The 16871-nt window shown below is 68.0% G+C and carries 20 protein-coding genes; 10 read left to right on the top strand and 10 right to left on the bottom strand.

Features of this window, described 5'->3' with window-relative positions:
• Positions 1-66 precede the first annotated feature (66 nt).
• From DEQ92_RS00215 to DEQ92_RS00225, 3 genes are all read left to right on the top strand, one after another.
• Positions 67-1374 carry an MFS transporter gene (locus DEQ92_RS00215; protein WP_004976586.1) on the top strand — a complete coding sequence of 436 codons (1308 nt, stop codon included), beginning with the start codon at positions 67-69 and terminating at the stop codon, positions 1372-1374.
• 38 nt (positions 1375-1412) lie between these two features.
• Positions 1413-1910: a pyridoxamine 5'-phosphate oxidase family protein gene (locus DEQ92_RS00220; protein WP_004976587.1), complete on the top strand. Its 498-nt coding sequence runs from the start codon at positions 1413-1415 to the stop codon at positions 1908-1910.
• A 170-nt stretch (positions 1911-2080) separates the two neighbouring features.
• The gene (locus tag DEQ92_RS00225; protein WP_050459158.1) at positions 2081-3520 is read left to right on the top strand and encodes an alpha/beta hydrolase family protein; all 1440 of its coding nucleotides are present in this window, start codon (positions 2081-2083) and stop codon (positions 3518-3520) included.
• Between the two features lie 14 nt (positions 3521-3534).
• On the opposite strand, the gene thrS is transcribed toward DEQ92_RS00225, so the two are convergent.
• On the bottom strand, positions 3535-5466 hold the full coding sequence (thrS, locus tag DEQ92_RS00230) for a threonine--tRNA ligase (RefSeq protein ID WP_115804901.1): 1932 nt from the start codon (positions 5464-5466) through the stop codon (positions 3535-3537).
• Between the two features lie 206 nt (positions 5467-5672).
• Between thrS and malQ the strand changes: the two genes are divergently transcribed.
• The 4 genes from malQ (at position 5673) to DEQ92_RS00250 (ending at position 9668) form a co-directional block, all read left to right on the top strand.
• Positions 5673-7163, top strand: a complete 1491-nt coding sequence (malQ, locus tag DEQ92_RS00235; protein WP_049905189.1) for a 4-alpha-glucanotransferase — start codon at positions 5673-5675, stop codon at positions 7161-7163.
• Between the two features lie 66 nt (positions 7164-7229).
• Positions 7230-8174 (top strand): mechanosensitive ion channel family protein, encoded by a 945-nt coding sequence (locus DEQ92_RS00240; protein ID WP_115820286.1) that lies wholly within the window; start codon positions 7230-7232, stop codon positions 8172-8174.
• 79 nt (positions 8175-8253) lie between these two features.
• A complete protein-coding gene (locus DEQ92_RS00245; protein WP_004976600.1) occupies positions 8254-9168 on the top strand; it encodes a DNA-3-methyladenine glycosylase in 915 nt (304 codons plus the stop codon).
• A 62-nt stretch (positions 9169-9230) separates the two neighbouring features.
• Positions 9231-9668, top strand: a complete 438-nt coding sequence (locus DEQ92_RS00250; protein ID WP_115820287.1) for a DUF555 domain-containing protein — start codon at positions 9231-9233, stop codon at positions 9666-9668.
• Between the two features lie 186 nt (positions 9669-9854).
• On the opposite strand, the gene DEQ92_RS00255 is transcribed toward DEQ92_RS00250, so the two are convergent.
• Positions 9855-10091, bottom strand: a complete 237-nt coding sequence (locus tag DEQ92_RS00255; RefSeq protein ID WP_004041569.1) for a UPF0058 family protein — start codon at positions 10089-10091, stop codon at positions 9855-9857.
• Between the two features lie 267 nt (positions 10092-10358).
• Between DEQ92_RS00255 and DEQ92_RS00260 the strand changes: the two genes are divergently transcribed.
• Positions 10359-10766 carry a translation initiation factor IF-2 subunit beta gene (locus tag DEQ92_RS00260; RefSeq protein ID WP_115820288.1) on the top strand — a complete coding sequence of 136 codons (408 nt, stop codon included), beginning with the start codon at positions 10359-10361 and terminating at the stop codon, positions 10764-10766.
• Between the two features lie 58 nt (positions 10767-10824).
• Here the strand turns inward: DEQ92_RS00260 and DEQ92_RS00265 are convergent, their stop codons facing one another.
• From DEQ92_RS00265 to DEQ92_RS24510, 8 genes are all read right to left on the bottom strand, one after another.
• Complete coding sequence (locus DEQ92_RS00265; protein ID WP_004976607.1) at positions 10825-11004, bottom strand: hypothetical protein; 180 nt, start codon at positions 11002-11004, stop codon at positions 10825-10827.
• Between the two features lie 89 nt (positions 11005-11093).
• Positions 11094-12092, bottom strand: coding sequence for a transcription initiation factor IIB family protein (locus DEQ92_RS00270; RefSeq protein WP_004976608.1), 999 nt, complete (start codon positions 12090-12092; stop codon positions 11094-11096).
• A gap of 222 nt (positions 12093-12314) precedes the next feature.
• Positions 12315-13298, bottom strand: a complete 984-nt coding sequence (corA, locus tag DEQ92_RS00275) for a magnesium/cobalt transporter CorA (protein ID WP_004976611.1) — start codon at positions 13296-13298, stop codon at positions 12315-12317.
• Positions 13295-13450, bottom strand: a complete 156-nt coding sequence (locus DEQ92_RS23685) for a hypothetical protein (protein WP_004976613.1) — start codon at positions 13448-13450, stop codon at positions 13295-13297. Before DEQ92_RS23685 ends, corA begins: the two co-directional genes overlap by 4 nt.
• A 47-nt stretch (positions 13451-13497) precedes the next feature.
• Positions 13498-14124 carry a DUF6517 family protein gene (locus DEQ92_RS00280; RefSeq protein ID WP_004976617.1) on the bottom strand — a complete coding sequence of 209 codons (627 nt, stop codon included), beginning with the start codon at positions 14122-14124 and terminating at the stop codon, positions 13498-13500.
• Between the two features lie 117 nt (positions 14125-14241).
• Positions 14242-14613, bottom strand: a complete 372-nt coding sequence (locus tag DEQ92_RS00285; RefSeq protein ID WP_004976619.1) for a hypothetical protein — start codon at positions 14611-14613, stop codon at positions 14242-14244.
• A 38-nt stretch (positions 14614-14651) separates the two neighbouring features.
• Positions 14652-15074, bottom strand: coding sequence for a hypothetical protein (locus DEQ92_RS00290; protein ID WP_050459151.1), 423 nt, complete (start codon positions 15072-15074; stop codon positions 14652-14654).
• Positions 15071-15205, bottom strand: coding sequence for a rubrerythrin-like domain-containing protein (locus DEQ92_RS24510; RefSeq protein ID WP_115804898.1), 135 nt, complete (start codon positions 15203-15205; stop codon positions 15071-15073). Before DEQ92_RS24510 ends, DEQ92_RS00290 begins: the two co-directional genes overlap by 4 nt.
• 112 nt (positions 15206-15317) lie before the next feature.
• On the opposite strand from DEQ92_RS24510, the gene DEQ92_RS00300 reads away from it, so the two are divergent.
• Both DEQ92_RS00300 and DEQ92_RS00305 read left to right on the top strand, forming a co-directional pair.
• A complete protein-coding gene (locus DEQ92_RS00300; protein WP_115820289.1) occupies positions 15318-16160 on the top strand; it encodes an NOP5/NOP56 family protein in 843 nt (280 codons plus the stop codon).
• Entirely contained in the window at positions 16157-16825 is a 669-nt protein-coding gene (locus tag DEQ92_RS00305) for a fibrillarin-like rRNA/tRNA 2'-O-methyltransferase (protein WP_115820290.1), read from the top strand. The genes DEQ92_RS00300 and DEQ92_RS00305 overlap by 4 nt, the downstream gene beginning before the upstream one ends.
• Positions 16826-16871: the final 46 nt, after the last annotated feature.

The raw sequence follows: 16871 nt of genomic DNA on the forward strand, positions 1-16871 counted from the left end.
CTTTAGGTCAGCTTCGTCGACGGCCGGTTCCGGAACTTCTTTTCGCCGGTTAGCCGCACACAGCCCATGGACCGCACCCGTCTCAGGTTTTGGACGCTGTATCTCACTCGGTTCGCCGGCGGCTTCGGCTTTATTACGCTCGTCACCCTCCTCCCGAAGTACATCAACGAACTCGACCCGGGTGCGGTCGCCGTCCCCGAACTCGCGCTCGGCGGACTCGCGCTCGGCGGCTTCTCCCTCTCTCGCGGCTTCGTCATCGGGATGTTCACCACCGGCTTCACGCTCGCCCAGACCGTCGCCGTCGTGCCCTTGTCGTGGGCCGGCGACCGCTACGACAAACGTCTCGTGCTCGCGGGGACGGTCGGCCTCGGTGCGGTCGTCTACGCCGCGTTCCCGCTCGTCGACTCCAGTCTCTCGTTTATTCTCGTCCGAGCCGCACAGGGCGTCGCCGTCACCGGCGCGGGGCTGATGTCGCTCGCGCTCGTCGGCGAACTCGCCCGCGAGGGAACGCGCGCGAACCACATCGGGAAGGCGAACGCCGCCCGCTTCGCGGCCTCCATCCTCGGGAGCATCAGCGCCGGTATCCTCTACGACCTGTTCGGCTTCACGCCCATCTTCATCGTCATCACGATTCTCCTGACCATCGCCGTCGTCGCCATCTGGGTGTTTCTCCCGCCGGACGAGACCCGCGTCCACGGCTTTCCGTTCACGGACCTCGCGCTCAACGAGCGCATCCTGACGATGGCGACGTTCCGCGTCCAGTACGCCGTCGCGGTCACGCTCGTCCGGACGTGGGTCCCCATCTACGCCGGCGTTTCCGCGGCCTCCGGTGGCCTCGAATACGGCGGCATCGCCGTCGCCGCAACCGTCGTCGCCGAGAAGTTCACCAACATGCTCTGTCAGCCGTACACCGGGCGCATCTCCGATTCGTACGGCCGGGCGCGGTTCGTCTTCGTCGGCGGCGGCCTCTACGGCCTCATCGCGCTCGCCGTCCCCTTCTCGCCCGCGGTCGGCGAGGCGCTCGCGCTCCCTGCCGCCTTCCCCTTCCTCGGTCCGCTTTCGCCCGCGTTCCTCCCGCTCGTCGGTCTCGCCGGCTTGCTCGGCGTCGCCGACAGCCTCCGCGAACCGGCCAGCATGGCGTTGTTCGCCGACGAGGGTTCCGGCGGCGCGGGGGTCGCCAGTAGCTTCGGTATCCGCGAACTCCTCTGGCGGCCCGGCAGCGTCGTCGCGCCCCTCCTCGGCGGCTACCTCATGGCCGAAGTCGGCATGGAGTGGGTGTTCTTCGTCGGCGGCGCGTCGGCCATCACCGGCGTCCTCGCCTTCCTCGCCGCTCTGACGTGGTCCCACGGGACCGACGCGCTCACGACGTGGTAGGGCTCAGCGCTTACTCTCTCGCGGCCCCTCTTTCTCTCATGCCCGACGACGCGCCGCCCGCGACGACCCGCGACCGCCCGGTGACCGAACCGAGTTACGGCATCCCCGAATCGGAAGCGGGGCTCTTGGAGTGGCGCGTCGTCGAGACCGCGTTCGCCGACGACGAGGTGTTCTGGGTCACGACCACCCGCCCCGACGGCCGACCGCACGCCCGCCCGGTCTGGGGCGTCTGGGTCGACGGCGCGTTCCACTGCGGCGGCGGCGAGCGAACCAGATGGGTCAGGAACCTCGCGCGCGACCCGCGCCTCGCGGTCCACACCGAAAGCGGGACCGACGTAGTCATCCTCGAAGGCGTCGCCGAGCGACTGGACGAGGAGACCGCCGACGACGCCACGCTCACCCGCGTCGACGACGCCTACGAGGCGAAGTACGGGATTCGCCACGGGACGCCGGTGTTTCGGATTCGACCCGAGCGCGTGCTGGCGTGGTCCGGTTTTCCCGCCGACGCGACGCGGTGGCGGTTCGATTCGGCCTGAGCGCCGTCGTCTCGTTCCGCTTCGATTCGTCTGTTTTCCCCGCGAATCGGATTTCATATCGCGCTATTTGATTTAGTAGTTCGAGAGGCCGGTCCCGGTACCACTCCGGCCGTTCTCACTCCCTGACATGCGGGCCTAGGGTCATTATCGTGTCACTCGTATCACACTGCATGGACCACCTCGAAACCCCGGCGGTACACCGGTTGCTCACCTCGCCCGCCGGCCGATTGTTGACCTCGCGCCCGTTCGAGGCGTTCAAGACTCGCTCGCTCCCCCGCGAGTTCGGCGTCGTCCGCGCTCGCGCCGCGGCCGACGTCGCGCTCTCGGAGGGCCCGGAAGCGTACCTCCGCGAAGTCGGCTCGCCGCCGGCACCGCACCTCCACGACCGAATCGAACGCGCCCTCGCGCAGTACGCCCGCCTCCGCGGCGCGTACGACGAAACGATGGAACGTTGGGACAGCGTCTTCTGGGGCGACGCCGAGTCGACGCCCGACGAGCGCGTCGCCGTCGAGCGCGAGCGCCGCGAGGTGTCGGAACGGCGGGCCAAGCCGACCGACATCTTCGGCTTCCTCCCGAAGGAACACCTCGTGCCGCCGGTGAAGTTCGAGACGCCCTCGCCCGAGGACGCGCGGACCCGCTGGCACCACGAACTCGCCGAACCCGAGCGACTGTACGGCTTCGCCGAATCCAGCGCGGCCGAGGAGTTCCCCCGCGTCGAGCGCTCTGCGACGGTTCGCGGGCCGGGAACCGTCGAGTATCTGCTTCGCTTCCGCTCACCGTCGCCGCATCTCAGCGACCGGGCGACCGCGCGGGTGTACGAACCCGTCGACGCCGCCGACGACCTGCCGACGCTCGTCTTCCACTCCGGCTGGGGGATGTTCGACGACCAACTCACCTACTGGCCCGAAGAGGAGTACGTCGCCCGCGCGCTCGCCCCCGAGGGGTACCGGGTCGTCCTCCCCGACGCGCCGTGGCACGGCCGGCGCGAGCTACTCGGTCGATACAGCGGCGAGCCCTACATCGCCCGCGCGCCCGTCGGCCTGTTCACGCTCTACTCGGCGGCCGCGCTGGAGACCGCCGTCCTCACCGACTGGGCGCGGACCGAGGGCGCGCCGGCCGTCGGCGTCGGCGGCGTCAGCCTCGGCGGAACCGTCGCGCTCCACGTCGGCGGTCGGTGCGGCGACTGGCCCGAATCGATGCGCCCCGACCTGCTGTTTCCCGCGGGGATGCCCGGCGCAATCGACCAGACGCTCCTCGCTGGCGGCCTCACGAAACTGCTCGACATCGACGCCGCCCTCGACGCGGCCGGCTGGACCGGCGAGGCGCTCCACGAGTTCGCGCCGCTGTTGAATCCGCCCAAAGACCCGTGTCTCGCGCCCGAACGCGTCTTCCCGTTCGTCGGGACCCGCGACGAGATGGCTCCCGCGTCCACGGCCCGCGGGCTCCTCGACGAGTGGGGCGTCCCGAGGCCGAACCGCCGCGAGTGGGACTGCGGACACTTCGGCGTGCTCGCGAACCTCATCAGAGACGAGTCGTTCCGGACGACGGTCCGGCGAGAGTTGGACGCGGCGGCGCGGAACCGCCGGAACAGAAAATCAGTTACTGCCTGAGTCGGCCGCGTTCCTCACTCCGCGTCGGCGAGGAAGTCGGGCTCGGGGCGCTTTTCGTCGTACTCGCTCCGGAGGTGGTCGCGGAACGCCTCGACGCTCACGTCCTTGGCCTCGCGCTCCTTGCGGTCGCGGACGGAGATGGTCCCGTCTTCTTCCTCGTCGCCGCCGACGATGACCATGTACGGGACGCGGTCGGTCTGGGCCTCGCGAATCTTCCGGCCGAGCGTCCACGAGCGGTCCTCGATGTCGACCCGGAAGTCGCCGAGTTCGTACTGGAGCTTCTTCGCGTAGCCCATCTGGTCGTCCGAGATGGGCAGGATGCGGACCTGCTCGGGCGCGAGCCAGAACGGGAACTTGCCGTTGAAGTGCTCGATGAGCACCATGAAGAAGCGCTCGTAGCTGCCGTAGAGCGCGCGGTGAATCATCACCGGCTGGTGGTCCTCGTTGTCCTCGCCCGTGTACGTCAGGTCGAAGCGGTCGGGCATGTTGAAGTCGAGCTGGACCGTCGGGCCGTCCCACTTGCGACCGAGGGCGTCCTTGAACGCGAAGTCGATTTTCGGGCCGTAGAACGCGCCGTCGCCGGCCTCGATGCCGTAGTCGATGCCGCTGTCGTCGAGGACCGCGCGGAGCTGCGTCTCCGCCTGCTCCCAGATTTCGTCGCTCCCGACGGACTTCTCGGGCCGCGTCGCGAGCGCGACTTCGGCGTCGAGCCCGAACGTGTCGAAGACCGTCAGGATGTTGTCGATGATGAGGTTGATCTCGTCTTCTATCTGGTCGGGGCGGACGAACAGGTGGCCGTCGTCGATGGTAAAGGACCAGACGCGCGAGAGGCCCGACAGCTCGCCGCGCTGTTCCTTCCGGTAGACCTTCCCGTCCTCGAAGTAGCGCACCGGCAGGTCGCGGTAGGACCACGACTGCTGGTCGAAGATGGTCGCGTGGCCGGGGCAGTTCATCGGCTTCAGGCCGTACTCCTCGTCGTTCACGTCGAGGAGGAACATGTCGTCGACGTAGTTCTCGTAGTGGCCCGACTTCTTCCACAGCTCCGTCCGGAACAGGTGGGGCGTTTCCACGGGGTCGTAGCCCGCGTCGAGGTTGAGTTGCTTCGCGTAGTCCGCGAGCTCGTCGAGGATGCGCTTGCCGTTCGGCTGGTACAGCGGCAGGCCCGGTCCGGTCGTCTCGTCGATGGCGAACAGGTTCAGTTCCTGTCCGAGCTTCCGGTGGTCGCGCTCCTTGGCCTCCTCGCGCATGTCGAGGAACGCTTCGAGGTCGGACTCGGACTCGAACGCCGTGCCGTAGACCCGGGTCAGCGTGTCGTTTTCCTCGTCGCCGCGCCAGTAGGCCGCGGAGATGTTCAGCAGTTTGACCGCGCCGATTTCGTCCGTCGATTCGACGTGCGGGCCCTTACAGAGGTCCTCGAACTCGCCCTGCTGGTAGAACGACAGCTCGTCGTCGCCGGCGGCCTCGTCCTCGAGGATGTCGCGCTTGTAGGGGTTGTCGGCGTACTTTTCGAGGGCCTCCTCGCGGTCGACGAGGACGCGCTCGATGTCGAGGTCCTCCTCGATGATGTCGCGCATCTCGTCTTCGATGGCTTCGAGGTCCTCCTGTTCGAGGTCGACGCTCGTCACGTCGTAGTAGAAGCCGTCGTCCGTCCACGGGCCGATGGTCAGTTTGGCCTCGGGGTGGAGCCGCTGGAGGGCCTGCGCGAAGACGTGGGCCGCCGAGTGGCGAAGCACGTCGAGATACTCGTCGGACTGGTCGGTGACGATGACGAGGTCCGCGCCGTCGTGGAGCGGCGTCTCCTTGTCCACGAGTTCGCCATCGACGACGCCGGCGACGGTGTCCTTGCCGAGGCCGGGGCCGATTGCGAACGCGGCGTCTCGCACCGTCGCACCCTCCTCGACGGAGAGTTCCGTCCCGTCGGGGAGGATGACAGCGATATCACTCATACGCGCACGGAACGGACGGGGGAGAATAAGTGTTGTTGAGACGAGCGCGAGCGACGCCCGCTCGCGACCGATTTCGTGCTGTTTGCTAGCACGACAGAGAGTGAGTCGGCGGTCCGACGTGGCCCCGTCCCCGCGCTCGCGGTCTCCTCGTCGGCCCGCTGTTTCGACCCAAAGTACCAATTGGGTCGCACGCGGACCCTGTGGGTATGCGACTTTCTCGACAGAGCGGGGTGTTCATGCACGTCACCTCGGTCCCGGGGCCCCACGGCATCGGCGACCTCGGCGACGGCGCCCGCGCCTTCGTTGACTTCCTCTCCGACGCCGAACAGTCGATGTGGCAGTTCTGCCCCCTCGGGCCGACGGAGCCGGCCATGGCGAACTCGCCGTATCAATCGACCTCCTCGTTCGCCGGCAATCCGCTTCTCATCGACCTCACGGACCTCGTAGAGCGCGGGTGGCTCACCGAGGACGACCTCGAACCCGTTCCCGACTTCGACCCCCACGCGGTCGACTACGAGCGCGTCGGCGAGTACAAGCGCTCGCGGCTCCGCACCGCCTTCGACCGCTTCGAGGCCGAGGCCGCCGAGGACGACCGCGCCGCCCTCGACGCCTTCCGCGAGCGCGAGGCCGGGTGGCTCGAAGACTACGCGCTGTTCGCCGCCCTCAAAGACGAGTTTCGGCGGGCGTGGATAGACTGGCCGACCGAGTTGAAGACCCGCGACCCCGACGCGCTCGCCGACGCCCGCGAGGAGTACGCCGACGAGATTCGCTACCGCGAGTTCGTCCAGTTCTGCTTCGACGAGCAGTGGCGCGCCCTCGCCGACTACGCCGACGAGAAGGGCGTCACCCTCGTCGGCGACCTCCCCATCTACGTCGCGCTCGACAGCGCAGACGTGTGGGCCGCGCCCGAGGCGTTCGACCTCACCGAGTCGAACGAACCCGCCGTCGTCGCCGGCGTCCCGCCGAACCCGAACGACTCCGGCCAGCGCTGGGGGAACCCGCTGTACGACTGGGAGACGCTCCGCGAGGACGGCTACGGCTGGTGGCTCGACCGCCTCCGCCGCCTGTTCGACCTCGTGGACGTGACCCGCATCGACCACTTCAAAGGCTTCGACGAGTTCTGGGCCATCGACGCCGACTCCGACGACCCCGGAAACGGCGAGTGGCGCGACGCCCCCGGCCACGACTTCTTCGAGACGGTCGAGCGCGAACTGGGCGACCTCCCCTTCATCGTCGAGGACCTCGGCTTCCTCGACGCCTCGCTCGTGGACCTCCGCGACCGGTTCGCCTTCCCCGGCATGCGCGTCCCGCAGTACGCCGACTGGTGCAGCGAGGGCGACATGTACCAGCCGATGCACTACCCGGAGAACTCCGTCGCCTACACCTCGACCCACGACACCGACACGTTCGTCGGCTACTACCGCGACCTCGACGACCGCACCCGCGACTGTCTCCACTACAACATCGGCGCGGACGGCTCGGAGATTCACTGGTCCATCATCGACGCCGTCTGGAACTCCGCGTCCGTCCTCGCGTTCACGACGACGCAGGACCTCCTCGGACTCGGCTCCGACGCCCGGTTCAACACGCCCGGCACGCAGACCGGAAACTGGGAGTGGCGCGTCACCCGCGAGGGCCTCGACGACGGCGTCGCCGACCACCTCGCGAACCTCACGGACCTCCACATCCGCAACTGAGGCCGCCGCCGACCCTCGGCTCGGTTCGACTACACCTTTTTCAGTCGCCCACCCGACGGCAACGGTATGTCTCGCCGCCTCGGCCTCGGCGCGTTCGCCGCCGGGCTCATCGCCGCGGTTCTCTCGGCGCTCGTCCGCGCGACGACCCCCCTTTCGGACTTCGACGTGCCCAACGCCGACCTGCTCCTCTCGAAGGGGCTGTCTGCCGCCGCGGTCGCGCTCGTCGCCTACGGCGTCTACCGGTTTCTCGCCGCGTTCTTCGTCGGGCGCATCGCCGACCGCCGCCGGGCCCACGACGTTCGGAACGTCCTCCGACTCACCCTCGGTGGCGTCGCGCTCGTCGGCGTCCTCGGGGCGTTCACGGAGCAGTGGCTCGGCGTGTTGGTCTCGTTCGGCGTCATCGGCTTCGCCGTCACCTTCGCGCTCCAACAGCCGATTCTCTCCTTCATCGGCTGGTTCTACATCCTCGCGAAGCGACCGTACGCGGTCGGCGACCGCGTCAACATCGGCTCGGTCTCCGGCGACGTGGCCGAGGTCGACTTCCTCGTCACGACGCTCTGGGAGACCGGCGGCACCCTCGCGTCGAACCAGCCGTCCGGCCGGACCGTCACCGTCCCGAACTCGCTCGTCCTCTCGTCCGAGGTCGTCAACTACGGCGCGCTGTTCGACCGGGTCTGGACCGAGGTACCCGTGCAGGTGTCCTACGAGACGGACCTCCCGTTCGTCCGCCAACTCCTCTTGGACGTGGCCGACGAGGAACTCGGCGACGACATGGACGCCGCGATGAAACGCTACCGGGCCAGGCTCGCCGAGTCGCCGCTGGAACTCGACGTGGCCGGCGGCCCGACGGTCAACGTCGCACAGGAGGAGTCGTGGGTCGTCTTCCGACTCCGCGTGCTCGTCCCGCCGACCCGCGCCCAGCGCGTCAAAAACCGGCTCTACGAGCGCATCCTCGACCGGCTGGGCGACCACCCCGACCGCGTCAGTTTCCCGGTGAGCCGCAACCGCTGAGCGCGACGCGGCTCGACGTGGCGCGACGCGGCGCGCCGGCATCGAAACCCGCAAATCCCCCGCGCCCAACGTCGAAGCGATGGAGACGGGTGTCATCGACCTCGCGAGCCTCGACGGAGCGTTCGACCTCCAATCGACGCTGGAGAGCGGCCAGTCGTACCTCTGGGACCGCCCCGACGGCCGGATGTACGAGCGCGACGCGGCCCACGGCGGCGACGCGTGGTACCAGACGGTCGTCCCGCCGCTCGACGGCGTCGCCGACGAGTCGGCCGTCGTCAGGGTCCGCCAGACCGACGGCGCGCTGGAGTGGGAGTCGAACCTCGACGCCGTCCCGCTTCTCACCCACCTGCTCCGCCTCGACGACGACCTCGACGCCATCGTCTCGGAGATGCCAGACGAACCGCTGGTCCGGCGGGCCTACGAGGCGTACCCGGGCATGCGACTCGTCCGCGACCCGCCGTTCGGCTGTCTCGTCTCGTTCATCTGCTCGGCGCAGATGCGCGTCTCGCGCATCTTCGGGATGCAGTCGCGGCTCAGAGAGACCTACGGCGAGCGCGTGGAGTTCGACGGCGAGACGTACTTCGCGTACCCGACGCCCGAGCGACTGGCCGAGGCCACCGAAGACGAACTCCGCGACCTCAGCCTCGGCTACCGCGCGCCCTACGTCCGGCGGACGGCCGAGATGGTCGCCACGGGCGAGGCGACGCCCGCCGAGGCCCGCGGCCGCGACTACGAGGACGCCCGTGACTTCCTGACGACGTTCGTCGGCGTCGGCGACAAGGTCGCGGACTGCGTCCTGCTGTTTTCGCTCGACTACCTCGAAGCCGTCCCGCTGGACACGTGGATTCGGTCGGCTATCGAGGAGCACTACCCCGACTGCGACCGGGGGAACTACGCCGACACCTCGCGGGCCATCCGCGAGCGCCTCGGCGGTCGCTACGCCGGCTACACCCAGACGTACGTCTTCCACCACCTCCGCTCTGGCGGGGAGTGAGCGGGCGCGAGACGGAGTGGCAAGAAGGTTGATACCCTTCGGCACACAACCTCATCGTAACCATGGACTGCAGAGTCGTCGTCGAGGCCGCGGTCCCGGTGTACGACGTGGAAACCGTCGACGAGGCGATTCGCATCGCCATCTCGAAGACCGGCGAGATGCTCAATCCCGACCTGAAGTACGTCGAGATTAACATGGGCTCTCGGAGCTCGCCCGGCGGCGAGGAACTCCCCCCCGCGTTCATCGCCGCGGACGAGGCGCTCGTCGCCCTCGAACTGGAGATGACCGTCTTCAACGTCGAACAGGAGGAACACGCCTCGCGCATCGCCCGCAAGGAGATCGGCCAACGCCTCGAAAATATCCCGCTGAAGGTGCTGTCGGTCGAACGAGTCGACGACGATTCGGTCGAGACGGACGGCGAGGGCGACACCCGCGCCGAGACCGGCGCTTCGGACGACGACGCGCTCGTCGACTTCGACGACCTCGTCGACGACCGCTGAGGCCGTCGCGTCCCGCGTCGTCGCGTCGTCGTCCCGGCCCCGCCCGACTGCTGTTTCTACCCGCGCGTGGAACTCATCCAATTAGCTCGGCACGGCGGTCGCTCGGGAGCGTCGTCGCGCCAGAGAACGGCGCGGTCGCTCTCGGATGTGTAGGGTCGTAGAGGAGAACGCGTTTCTTTTCTCGGTTCAGTCGGCTTGCGGTGCGAGCGGCTCTGGTTCTGCCTCGCGCATCGCTCCGGTGATTCCTTTCGCCAGTTTAAACACGGCTGCTTTGTGGTCCGTCTTGGACTTGTGGATGGATGTCGGTCGTACGCCGAGTTCGTTGTACTCGACGAGACTGATTTCCTCGTCCTCCCAGGCCTCAATCTGGGTGTGGACTTCTGCGAGCAGACCGTGCAGGTGGATGAGTTCCTGCTTCTTCATGAGCAACCACGGCTTGAGACCGGAGGGATATAGTATTATCTTGAGTCACGTTAGCATCCGACTCCCTTAAACCGCCGATTATGGGGGTCTCAGCGGAAATTTCGTGTTCGAACGTTTTCAATTCGTTTGTTGTTTCGCCCCCTCGATAGCGAGCGTCGGCGGAATCTCACGAGTGGTTTATATAGCTATGTAGGGCGCGCGCCGAGCGCCGGTCGCGCGCGCCGGGGGTCGTGAGAATTTTACCCCGGCGTGCGCGTACTGTCGCGCATGGACTACGACGACCAACTGGACCGCGCGCTCTCGGAGTCGCCGGACGTCGCGGAAGGCGGCGACCGCTTCAGCGTTCCGGAGCCGGCGGTCCGCCAGGAGGGGAACGTCACGGTCTACGAGAACTTCGCGGCGACCCACGACCGCCTCGCGCGCGAGGCGGCGCACGTGCTGAAGTTCTTCCAGACGGAGTTGGGGACGAGCGCCCAGATCGACGACAGGGGCCGCGCGCGCTTTACCGGCGAGTTCCGCCAGCGCCGCATCGCCGACGCGCTCGACGAGTACGTCGAGTCGTTCGTGCTGTGTAGCGAGTGCGGGTCTCCGGACACGAAACTCGTCGCCGAACAGGGTGCCGAGGTGTTGAAGTGCGACGCGTGCGGCGCGCTCTCGACGATTCCCGACATCTAAAAAACGAACGCCAGCCGGGGCCGCCCCGGTCGTGCGGCGACCCCTCTCTCGCTCCTCGCTACTCGAACTGTTTGAGCGTCTGGAGGTCGCGCTCCGTCCGCATGAACTCGGCCGTGCGCCGCGTCGCGCCGCATCCCTGACACGAGTAGTTGTCGCGGTGAGCGGGGAGGTCGGTCGGATTCGTCTCCCAGTCCTTTCCACATTCGGGGCACAAGAGTCGGACGAACGCTTCAACCATACCCCGTATATGCTTCGGGGGTGCGGATAAATGTTGTTACGGTTTGGCACGACCGAGAAAAAGTGCGGGCCACCGAGCCCACCGAGCGTTTACGCGAACAGGGTACCGTCTTGGACTTCGAGCAGCTCCTTGTAGCGGTTGCGGATGGTGACCTCGGAGATGTCCGCGACCGTCGAGACCTCGCTTTGGGTCACCTTCTCGTTGGTGAGGAGGGCGGCGGCGTAGACGGCGGCGGCGGCGAGGCCGACCGGCGACTTGCCGGAGTGGATACCCGTCTCCTTCGCGTCGCGGAGGAGCTTGCGGGCCTGCCGCTCGGCCTCGTCGGAGAGGCCGAGTTCGCTGGCGAACCGCGGGACGTACTGCTCGGGGTCTGCGGGCTTGATTTCGAGCTTCAGCTCGCGGACGACGTAGCGGTACGTCCGGGTAAGTTCCATCTTATCGACGCGCGAGACCTTCTCCAGTTCGTCGAGCGAGCGGGGAGTGCCCGCCATCCGGGCCGACGCGTACAGCGCCGCGGTGGCGACGCCCTCGATGGAGCGGCCGGGGAGCAGGTCGTCGTTGAGCGCGCGGCGGTAGATGACCGAGGCGGTCTCGCGGACGTTCTCCGGGAGACCGAGGGCCGAGGCCATGCGGTCGATTTCGCCGAGCGCCTGCTTGAGGTTGCGCTCCTTGGAGTCGCGGGTGCGGAACCGCTCGTTCCACGTGCGGAGCCGCTGCATCTGCTCGCGCTGGCGCGGCGAGAGGGACTTGCCGTAGGCGTCCTTGTTCTGCCAGCCGATGTTGGTCGACAGCCCCTTGTCGTGCATCATCTTCGTCGTCGGCGCGCCGACGCGGGACTTGCTGTCGCGCTCTGCGGAGTCGAACGCGCGCCACTCCGGGCCGCGGTCGACCACGGTGTCCTCGACGACGAGGCCGCAGTCCTCGCAAATCGTCTCGCCGTGTTCCTCGTCGGTGACGAGGTGGCCGCTACACTCGGGGCAGACCTGCGCTTCGTCCTGCTGTTTTTCGTCTCGCTCGGACTCGCGGGGACGGACGTCCCTGGCCTTTGCGTCGGTACTGTAGGTTCGGGTGGTTATGGTGTCGCTCATGGTGGGGTGGAAGGCGCGGATACGTCTCGGCCGGGAAGACCACAGAAGACGAAAGAATAATCCGGCTTGGACTGGCCTTACCATCAGTAAGTCCGAAAAGCATATAAACCTTTCGCCGAAGTCATGCGGGTCAATCGCACGATGTAGCCGCTCTGTCGTCACCTCGCCGACGCGAACCGAGCGCCAGACGTGAGCAATCGGGTAGTATATCTCTTTCGTCGCTCAGAGCCAGCTCTCCCGTCGGAAGTAGACGAGCAGGACGACGGAGACGAGCGCCATGCCGAGCATCGTCGCCGGATAGCCGTAGGCCCAGCCGAGTTCGGGCATGTTGAACGCCGACGCGCCGGGGTCGAAGTTCATCCCGTAGATGCCGACGACGAGCGTGAGCGGGAGGATGATGGTCGCGACGACGGTGAGCGTCTTCATCACCTCGTTCGTCGACTGCGAGAGCGTGTTGAGGTAGATGTCCCGCGCGCCGCGCGCGAGGTCGCGGTACGTCTCCGTGAGGTCGACCAACTCGACGAGGTGGTCGTACACGTCGCGGTAGTACTTCTCCGTCGACTCGCGGACGTAGTCGGGGTCGCCGCGGGAGAGCACGCCGACCGCCTCCCGCGTCGGCCACACGGTCTTTCGGAACGACAGCAGGTCGCGCCGGACCGCGTTCAGCCCTTCGAGCACCTCCGGGTCGGGCCCCTCGAGGATGATGTCCTCGATGAGTTCTATCTCCTCGCCGACCTCGTCCAACAGTCCGAAGTACTCGTCGACGATGCGGTCGATGACGCGGTAGGCCACGAAGTCCGGTCCGAACCGGAGCATCCGCGGTTCCTCCCGCTCGATGGCGTTCCACACGTAGTTTATCGGCTCTAACTCCCGGCGCGTCAGCGTCACGAGCCAGTCGTCGCCGAAGCAGAGTCCCACGGGTCTGGTCTGGACCTCCTCTTCGAACACCTGTTCGCCGGCGCGGAGCGTCGCCACCCGGACGACGACGAACGTGTAGTCGTCGTACTCCTCGGCCTTCGGGCGGGCGTCGTTCCGAACGTCCTCGACCGAAAGCGGGTGGACGCCGAACGCCTCGGCGACGCGCTCGAACTCCTCCGCGGCGGTCGCGCGGACCCACGTGGTCCCGTCGGCGTCGCGCGCCGCGTCCAACGCGGTCTCCTCGTAGGCCGACACGCCGTCGTCGCCGTAGACGAGCGCCGAAATCACCGCACGTCACCCCCGATGGCCCAGAGCGTGATGCCGACCATGACGGCCGTCACCGAGAACGCCCGGCCCGGGTAGGCAACGAGCGACCCGACGCCGTAGCCGACGACGCCGAGCGCCGTCACCGCGATACCTGCGGTCCGTACGCGAGTCATGAAACCACCGACCCGCGGCGACGAGAAAAAGGCTCGCCCGAGGCGGCTTACGCTTCAGACGGGTGTTCGACCGACCGAATCAGTTCGAGGACGTTCTCCTCCTCGCCGTCGAGCTGTTGGGGGTACAGCCCGATTGCGATGACGAAGTCCTCGTTGTGCTGGACTTTCGTCACGTGGACGTACACGTCGACTTCCTGGCCGCCGAACCGCGCGGTGGCGCTGTACTTCGTGACGTTAGTCGTCTGCCCGAGCATCTGGACGTTCCGCGAACTGACCTGCTGGACGTCGCTGAGGCCCTGATACCGGTTGTCCACGAGGCGGATGAGGTCGTCGTTCGAGTAGTCGCCGATGGGGTTCCGGGGCTGGCCGGCGACCTCGACCGCGGGCGTCGAGATGACGCTGAACGAGCCGAGTTTGGCCTCGCCGAAGAAGCCGAGGTCCAGCGTCTTCTCGTACGTCGTGATGTGGTTGCTGGCGGCGATTTTACGCTCCTGTCCGCCGAACGAGAGCGTGCGGTTCACTGCGAACGTCTCGGTCCCGTTCGTCTCGTAGCCGGCGTTCTCGGCGACGGTCGCGTCCGTCGTGGCCGGTTCGGATTCGAACGTCAGCGTCTCCTCGCCCGTCAGAAAGCCGATACAGCCGCTCGTGAGCACGAGCGCGGCGAGCGCGAGCACCGCGACTACGCGTCTGGAAGTCATTGCCCCGCCATTTCCCCTCGCCGGGCATAAGTTCGGTGGCCGGGCCGCCGCACCCTCGACGCGACCTCTCCGAGCGGTCCGCGGGTTTTCGCCTCAGTCGTCGAGGTTCCGCGACTCGTTTTCGCGGCGAATCACGCGGCCGCTGTAGAGGTAGTAGGCGGGCGCGACGAACGGGAGCGCGAACGCCGCGCCGAACCAGAGGTGCCGCGACGCGCCCCAGCCGATGCCCTGCCCGCGGAGCGACTTGATGTCCGCGCGGATGAGGCCCGCGTAGAAGACGTGGGTGACGAGGTAGACTGCGAACGCCGGCTCCGGCCCGATGTACAGCGAGACGCCGGTGAACATGACGAACCCGATGGCGTAAATGACCGGCAACACCCCGCGGTAGCGGCCGCGCGCCGGGCGCTGTTTCTGCTGACGCTCGCGCTCGACCGCCGTCCCGCGGCGGTACTCGTCGGTGCTCATGTCGCTACGGTGTGCCCCGCGGGGAAAAAGTGGTTCGCTCAGCCGAGGTACTTGACGTCGACCTCGTGGGGACCGTCGTCCGTCGGGAGCGCGACGGCCTCGCGGAGGTGGTCGCGGACGGCGGAGCGCCACGCTCGGACCGCCTCCGTGTGGCGCTCGTGGTGCGTTTCGACCTCGTACGGCTCGGGGCGCGTCTCGTCGGGTTCGGGGTACGCGGGGGCGTCGTCGGCGACGAAGACCCGCGGGTCGAGGTGTATCGGCTCGGGGTCGGCGTAGTCCGAGGCCTCGCCGCCGGTGCGGTGAATTCGCGCCCGCATCCGCCCGTAGAACGGCGGGGTGACGCGGAGGACGACTGGGTCGTCGCCCCGGCGGTTCGCCTCGAGGGCGGTCACGAGGTCGTCGGTCGTGACTGCGAGCGAGCGGACGGCGCTCGGGTCGGACGACCCGCGCGCGTCGTTCAATCTCCGGCGCGTCGGCGGCTCGTCACCGACGTGGGCCGAAGCTCACCGCTGCACTCGGGGCAGGTCGAACGGTACGACGCGGCGCTCACGGTCGTTTGACACTCACGACAGACGTACGAAGCGCGTTCCATCGACCATTCGTACGAGACATGGTGTGTTAAAACTTACCACAGTATGCCGCGAGCGCCGAACCGCGCCCGCGGGTCCGTGTCCTTTTACCCGAACGGGGCGCAATCCGCCAGTATGACAGACGCATGGTTCGCCGGCGCGGACCCCGACGACCCCGAATCCGGGGCGACGCGAGTCCGAACGGGCCGCGCCTCCGCCCCCGCCGATTGGCCGGCCGAGGCCGTCGACGCCGGGTTCGCCGCCGACGACACCGACTACTACGCCAAGCTTCGCTCGGCGACGCTCACCGCCGCCAGCGAGGCCGTCGCGGAGCGCGAGCGCGCCGACGACGTGCAACTCGCCCACGCCGTGCGCGCGATGGACGACGCCGAACGGACCGCGAACGAACTCGCCGAGCGGGTCGTCGAGTGGGCCGGCACGCTCTACGAGGACGTCCCGCGCGGCCTCGACGGCGTCCGCGACATCGCCGCCCGCGACCCGAAGACCGCCGCCGAAGAGCGCGTCGTCTCCTACGCCACCCGCGCGGTGGACCTGCTCGACGAGCGCGACGACCTCCGGACGTTCATCGAGGAGCGCGCGCCCACGACCGCGCCGAACCTCGCCGAGATGGCCGGACCCGTCCTCGCGGCGCGGCTCATCGCGCTTGCGGGCGGCCTCGAAAGCCTCGCCAAGAAACCGAGCGGAACGGTCCAGGTGCTCGGGGCCGAAGACGCCCTCTTCGCGCACCTGAAGGGTCGCGCCACGTCGCCCAAACACGGCGTCATCTTCACTCACGAGTACGTCCGCGGGACGCGCCCGCAGGACCGCGGGTCGGCCGCCCGCGCGCTCGCCGGGAAGCTCTCTATCGCCGCGCGCATCGACCACTACTCGGGCGACTACCGGCCGGACCTACACGACGAACTCGCCGACCGGATGGCGACGATTCGCGCCCGCGCCGACGAGGAGGCCGACGAATGAGCGACGACTCCGCCGCCGACACCGGGGCCGAGGCCGACCTCCCCGAGGGCGTCGAGCGCCGGACGTTCGGCGGCCGCGAGCGTCTCTCGACCCGGGGCGCGCAGGTCTACGGCGAACCCGTGGACGCCGAGGGCTGGCGCGCGTGGGACGCCGGGCGCTCGAAGCTCGGCGCGATGCTCGAACTCGGGATGGACACGGGTCTCGTCGGCGACGAGTCGGTCCTCTACCTCGGTGCCGCCTCGGGAACGACCGTCTCGCACGTCGCCGACTTCGCCGGGCCGACCTACGCCGTGGAGTTCGCGCCGCGACCCGTCCGCGACCTCGTCGGCGTCGCCGAGGACCGCACCAATCTCTTCCCGCTCCTGAAGGACGCGCGCGACCCCGAATCATACGCGCACGTGGTCGAATCCGGCATCGATTGCCTCGTCATGGACGTGGCGACCCGCGGGCAGGCGACCGTCGCCGTCCGCAACCGACAGTTCCTCGCGGACGACGGTCGGCTCCTGATGGCCGTCAAGGCGCGGAGCGAGGACGTGACCGCCGAGCCGGACGACGTGTTCGACGACGTGGTCACCGAACTGGAATCCGCGTACGAAATCCTCGACACAGCCCGTCTCGACCGCTTCCACGCCGACCACCTCGGCATCGTCGCCCGCCCGAAGTAGACGGGCGGCGGCGTCACCGTCATCGCTCCGTCTGACGACCGTTCCG

Origin of the sequence: Haloferax sp. Atlit-6N, from assembly GCF_003383195.1 — an archaeon.
Taxonomy (GTDB): Archaea; Halobacteriota; Halobacteria; order Halobacteriales; family Haloferacaceae; genus Haloferax; species Haloferax gibbonsii.